Genomic DNA, 6236 nt, shown 5'->3' on the forward strand with positions numbered 1-6236 from the left:
ATTTGGCGTCTTTATAAAAATTTTCAAAACTCTTTTTATTTTCTAGGAAATTTAAAGTTTTATAATTATCCATAAATTTAAACGTTAATTCACTGCTACCCCAAACAAAATATACGCAAATTTGTAGGTTTTCTTCACTATCACCAGCGATACCGATCGCAACGGCTTCATGATATTTGCCACTTGCGATTATTGAACGAGCATAATAAAGTGCGCCATTTACAGCGTAGCCTGATATGGACTTGTCATCAAATTTCATCTCGTCTTTGTCTTTCGCGACTAATTTTTTCAAACCGAATTTATTTTCTATAATTACGGGAATTTTATAAATTTCCAAGCTAAAATCTGGAACCCCAAAATTTTCTTTAGCTTTTGTTTTAGCTGAACCTTTTAATGCCTCCTTTAAATAGGGTGTCATCGCTTGTTTTTCGTTAAAATCACGCGATTTTTTAAGTCCTAAATTTTTAAAAATAGCCTTTACATAGTCATCAACATCGTTTTCATACTGCCACTTCGACATAAGCCCTCTTTTTTGAAAGTTTTAGACGGCATTTTAGCGAAAAATATATGGAAATGATAAAAATACATTTATTAGTGTTTAAATCAACTTTAGGCAAAATAAAGCCCAAATTCTCAGAAAAAGTAAAGCTTATATGAAAAACATTAGAAACTTTAGCATCATCGCTCATATTGACCACGGCAAAAGCACGCTTGCTGACCGCCTCATTCAGGAGTGTGGCGCTGTTAGCGACCGTGAGATGAGCTCGCAGATCATGGACACGATGGATATCGAAAAAGAGCGTGGTATCACGATCAAAGCCCAGTCTGTCCGCCTAAACTACGCACTAAATGGGCAAAATTTTGTTCTAAATTTGATAGACACCCCAGGCCACGTAGACTTTAGCTACGAGGTGAGCCGTAGCCTAGCTAGCTGCGAGGGCGCGCTACTTGTGGTGGACGCCAGCCAAGGCGTTGAGGCGCAAACTATCGCAAACGTCTACATCGCACTTGAAAACAACCTAGAGATCATCCCAGTCATCAACAAGATCGACCTGCCAGCGGCTGACCCTGCTAGAGTAAAGGACGAGATCGAGCATATCATCGGCCTTGACTGCTCTGGAGCGATCGAGGTGAGTGCAAAAAGTGGTATCGGTATAAAAGAGTTGCTTGAGGCGATTATTACGAGAATTCCTGCGCCAAATGGCGATGCTAGCAAGCCTACAAAGGCGCTCATTTATGATAGTTGGTTTGACAACTACCTTGGCGCGCTTGCTCTTGTGCGTGTTTATGATGGTGAAATTTCAAAAAATGATGAAATTTTGGTCATGGGCACAGGTAAAAAACACATCGTGCTTGACCTTATGTATCCAAATCCTATCGCACCGATCAAGACTAAAACGCTTAGCGCTGGCGAGGTTGGCATCGTGGTTTTGGGGCTTAAAAACGTTAGCGATGTGCAAGTTGGAGATACGATAACGCAGTCAAGAAATCCCTTAAAAGAGCCAGTTGGCGGCTTTGAGAGGGCTAAGCCGTTTGTATTTGCGGGGCTTTATCCTATTGAAACTGATAAATTTGAAGATCTGCGTGACGCGCTGGATAAGCTAAAGCTAAATGACAGCTCCATTAGCTACGAGCCAGAGACCTCGGTCGCGCTTGGATTTGGCTTTAGGGTCGGCTTTTTGGGACTACTGCACATGGAGGTCGTTAAAGAGAGGCTGGAACGCGAGTTTGACCTTGATCTCATCGCTACAGCACCGACTGTGACTTACGAAGTGCAGCAAACTGACGGGCTAAATTTAAAAATTCAAAACCCAAGCCAGCTACCACCAGTCAATAAAATAGACTCAATCCTTGAGCCATACGTGAAAGCGACTATCATCACGCCAAGCGAGTTTTTAGGCAACATAATCACGCTTTTAAACAACCGCCGTGGCATACAAACAAAGATGGACTACATCACGACTGACCGCGTTTTACTCGAGTATGACATACCGATGAATGAGATCGTGATGGACTTTTATGACAAACTAAAGTCAAGCACCAAAGGCTACGCGAGCTTTGATTATGAACCAAGTGACTACCGCGTGGGCGATCTAGTAAAGCTTGATGTAAAAGTGGCCGGCGAGACGGTCGATGCGCTCTCTATCATCGTGCCTGAGAGCAAGGCGCAGACAAAGGGCAGGGACTTTGTAAAGGCGATGAAAGAGATCGTGCCACGCCAGCTTTTTGAGGTGGCGATACAAGCTAGCATTGGCAACAAGATCATCGCTCGCGAAACCGTAAAATCAATGGGTAAAAACGTCACAGCCAAGTGCTACGGTGGCGACATCACTCGTAAGAGAAAGTTGCTTGAAAAGCAAAAAGAGGGTAAAAAACGTATGAAGGCGATAGGTAAGGTGAATTTGCCGCAAGAGGCGTTCTTATCCGTCCTAAAAATAGACTAACGGCGTGTCGTGAGCGCCTTTGAATGAGCTTTAAATTTTCTCTCTTCGATGGACTATTTGTCCTATCTTGATCGAAAATTTATGCGCAACATCCAAAATCATCTCACGACATTATGACTTGTCTTATGCTGTTTTGATAGGTTTAAATACTAAATTTACAAAAAGGAGTTCTATGCCGTTTGTGAAAATTTGCGTGACAAAAGAGGGTGATAGCCCAAGCGTGGAGCAAAAAGAGAAGATGATAAGCGGAGTTACAAATTTGATCAGCGAAATTTTAGGCAGAAGCGCTAAAAACACGGTCGTCATCATCGACGAGATCGACACCAATAACTACGGCATAGCAGGAGAGAGCGTGAAAAACCTTCGCAAAAAACAAAAAGAGCAAAAGGAAGCGAGATGTTAAGAACAGCGTTATTAGCGATATTTGCGGTATTTTTTATATCAGGTTGCTCGGCAAAAGCGAGCCTTTGTCTCTCTTGTGAGGGCATAGACGGTGTGCAAAGTGCGAGCATAAGCAGCCAAGATAAGACCTATTTTGAAGAGGTTTTACGCATACCAGCCGACTGCAGCGCGTGCAAAGGCAGGGGCGATGGCGTCTTTATAAACGGCGTCAAGTATAAAAGCGACGTAGCGATAAACTGCTGCTTGGAAAAAAATATGATCGACATAAACGTCGGGCTAAAAAAGGTCTATTTTCATAGGATAGTGGACGCTAGAAGGAGCGCAAGGTCGATTTACTACACAAGGCTTGATGGCAGCAGCGTAGTCTTTAGCTCAAACCCTCGCCTTGAAGTGCTTTTTTATCTATTTTTGCAGCGTGAGCTAAATTCTCGTGGCATCGTGGTCGTGGATACTCAAACATCGCCGTACACGTACAGGCTTGATTTTAGGTTTGATGAGCTTAGGGGCAACTACCAAAGAAGCTCGGAGATTTTAAACGGCCAACTAAAAGGCGTTTTGTCGCTTTCAAATATAAATTTCAAAAAGAGCTTGCCAATATCAACCAAGCACCATGTGGAAAAGCTAGAGGCCACGCAGTCTGGGCAGTTTGACTTCTTTATCGCGCTTCTTGTCAAGCAAGCTGCGATAAAAGTGGCCGACGAGATAAGTAAACTTTAAAAGGAAAAACGATGAATAAATTTAAATTTCTAACCATTTTTGGGATTTTTGTCCTATTTTTGACCGGTTGCGCGCCTATTGAAAACATAGTTGCATTTGACCAATATAAGGCTGCTGTGAGCCAAAAAAGCAATGGCTTTGAAGTATATATAAGCTCAGTGCACGACAACCGCAAAAACAAAAGTGTTATAGCTACAATTACTGATAGTAAGGGCAGTGTTGAAGAGTACGTCGTGCTTCAAAACGACCTTTCAACGTACTTTGCTGACGCGCTCAAAAAAGAGCTCACAGCACGCGGTGCAAATATAAACGGCATGGGTGGCGTTGTAGTTGAGATTTTTATTAATGAATTTACTGCAAATATGAGTGGATATGGCAGTGATAATACAAAGGGAAAGATAGATATCACACTTAAAATTCAAAAAGGTGATCAAACTATCACGAAAAATATCTCAAATAATCAAACCGAATTTGCTTTGATCCGCACTGGCGGGGCGTTTAAGCCATTTTTAACAGATATCATCAACGACGCCGTTAAGCGCACAGCACTTGCTATCTTAAATAGCTAATGTTTTGTGCGTTTTGCAAGAGCTTTACGCTAAAGACATTTTGTAAAACCTGCTCGCAAATTTTAAGCGAGCCAAGCCCTGTGGCAAGAGAGCTGGAGGGCTTTAAAATTTATAGCTTCTATGGCTACTCCGAGATCAAGGAGCTCATCCACTCAAAGCACCACATGCACGGACTTTTTATCTATAAAAATTTAGCCAAATTTGCATTTAAGAAATTTGCTAAAAGCTTTAGTTTCCCAGAGCAAATTTATGCCCTGCCGATAGACGATAGAGTGCATAATGGCTACTCACACACAGCCATTTTGGCAAATGAACTTCGTGCTAAAAACCTTAAACCGATATTTCACGCTCTGCATGCGACAAGCAATGTTAGTTACAGTGGCAAGGAGCTTAAATTTAGACAAAACAATCCAAGAAATTTTAAAATTTTAAAAAAGATCACCACGCCAGTTATTTTGGTAGATGATATCGTAACCACTGGTACAACGATACTTGAAGCCAAAAAGAAGCTAGAAGATGACGGCGTAAAAGTCCTCTTTGCTCTAGTTTTGGCTGACGCAAAAAACTAAATTTGTTTCAAATTTTTCTTCTAAAGATATCAACATATAAAATTTTTTACCGATACTACTATTAAAATTTACAAAATATTTACAAGGAGGTTTGCTGATGAAAAAGGCAGCAAATAAGATAGCGCTCATCATCGTTGCGCTTTTAGTTGTCTCTTTAGGCGTGTTTTCTACCATAAACTACACGAACACTAAGGAGAATATTTATGATCTAGCGAAGGATACCAAGACTTCGTCATCGAAAATCGTACAGTTTTATATGAACGCATTTTTTGATAGTAAGATCGCAGAGGTTGAAAAATTTGTTAGATATCTCGAGCTCAATCCAGACATTTTAGAGGATAAAGAGAAATTTAAAGGTGTGATCATGAATGCAGCCCAAGTGACTGAATTCTTTGAGTTTTACTTTGGCTACGCAAATGACGGAACTACTTTTAGTGCTGATGTTGAGGGCGAAGGACGTAAATTTTCAGTGCTTGACCAAAGTACAAATTTTGATGCTAGAACTAGAGTGTGGTATAAAGAGGCTGTTGCAAAAGGTGGCGTCATCTTTACAGAGCCTTATGTGGGTTCAGCTGGTGTTTTAAATATTTCTATCGCTAAAAAAGTTGTCGTAAATGGTAAAGTTGTGGGCGTTTTGGGGGCTGATATCGCTTTGGATAAATTTGATGAAGAGCTTGACAAGATCAAGCCAACCCCAAGCAGTGCGATAGCTTTATTTGACCTAGAGCATAAAAAGATAATACATTTTGTTCATAAAGACCTTGTCCTTTCAGACTCTAGCGAAGCTATGAAGATCATTGATGATTACTCAAATGAGTATAAGAAAAATGGCGACAAGACATTTACTTACAATCTTAGAGGCACAGAGAGAGTTCTTGCTTGCCAGCATTATGAAAAAGCAAACTGGCTTGTATGCTCTGCAAACTCATGGACAGACTATGACGAGAGCTTAAATAAGACATTTATTTCACAAATCATCTCATCAATAGTATTTATAGTAGTCATTGTTGCACTTCTTTTATTTGTAGTTAGCAGATCACTAAAACCACTCTCAGCTATATCTGAGTCATTAGTGTCATTCTTTAAATTCCTAAACTATGAGATCAAAGAACCAGTTATCACAGAAGTAAAAACTAAAGATGAATTTGGTGTTATGTCACGTCTAATAAACGATAACATCAAAAAGATCCAAGACACTGCTAATCAAGATGCCACTGCTGTTAACCAGTCAGTAGCAACAGCTAAAGAGATAGAGAGTGGAAATTTAAAAGCTCGTATCACGCAAAACCCAGCTAACCCAAAACTAGTCGAGCTTAAAGATGTGCTTAATAAAATGCTAGATGTGCTGGAAGTAAAAGTAGGTAGTGATCTAAATGTTATACAAAAGGTATTTGATAGCTATAGAAGATCAGACTTTACTTCTAGGATAGAAAACGCAAATGGTGAAGTAGAAAAAGTAACTAATACCTTAGGTATTGAGATATCTAAAATGCTAAATGACAATCTAAACCAAGCTCAAGTACTAGAAGAAAAAG

General features: G+C 40.3%; 6 protein-coding genes and 1 pseudogene. 6 read left to right on the forward strand and 1 reads right to left on the reverse strand.

Annotated elements, in window-relative coordinates; translation table 11 throughout:
• Window positions 1-520 (reverse strand): annotated as a pseudogene (locus Q0296_RS02355) (N-6 DNA methylase); the annotation flags it as partial.
• 133 nt (window positions 521-653) lie between these two features.
• On the opposite strand from Q0296_RS02355, the gene lepA reads away from it, so the two are divergent.
• From lepA to Q0296_RS02385, 6 genes are all read left to right on the forward strand, one after another.
• The gene (gene lepA / locus Q0296_RS02360; protein WP_298036092.1) at window positions 654-2444 is read left to right on the forward strand and encodes a translation elongation factor 4; all 1791 of its coding nucleotides are present in this window, start codon (window positions 654-656) and stop codon (window positions 2442-2444) included.
• A 172-nt stretch (window positions 2445-2616) separates the two neighbouring features.
• Window positions 2617-2847 carry a 2-hydroxymuconate tautomerase family protein gene (locus Q0296_RS02365; RefSeq protein WP_107855986.1) on the forward strand — a complete coding sequence of 77 codons (231 nt, stop codon included), beginning with the start codon at window positions 2617-2619 and terminating at the stop codon, window positions 2845-2847.
• A complete protein-coding gene (locus Q0296_RS02370; protein ID WP_298036095.1) occupies window positions 2841-3563 on the forward strand; it encodes a hypothetical protein in 723 nt (240 codons plus the stop codon). The genes Q0296_RS02365 and Q0296_RS02370 overlap by 7 nt, the downstream gene beginning before the upstream one ends.
• Before the next feature lie 11 nt (window positions 3564-3574).
• Window positions 3575-4132 (forward strand): YajG family lipoprotein, encoded by a 558-nt coding sequence (locus Q0296_RS02375; protein ID WP_298036097.1) that lies wholly within the window; start codon window positions 3575-3577, stop codon window positions 4130-4132.
• Window positions 4132-4701, forward strand: a complete 570-nt coding sequence (locus tag Q0296_RS02380; RefSeq protein ID WP_298036099.1) for a ComF family protein — start codon at window positions 4132-4134, stop codon at window positions 4699-4701. Before Q0296_RS02375 ends, Q0296_RS02380 begins: the two co-directional genes overlap by 1 nt.
• Before the next feature lie 97 nt (window positions 4702-4798).
• Window positions 4799-6236: cache domain-containing protein (locus tag Q0296_RS02385; protein ID WP_298036101.1), on the forward strand; the 1438-nt coding region annotated here is incomplete at its 3' end.

Origin of the sequence: uncultured Campylobacter sp. (assembly GCF_937890585.1) — a bacterium.
Lineage (GTDB): Bacteria > Campylobacterota > Campylobacteria > Campylobacterales > Campylobacteraceae > Campylobacter_A.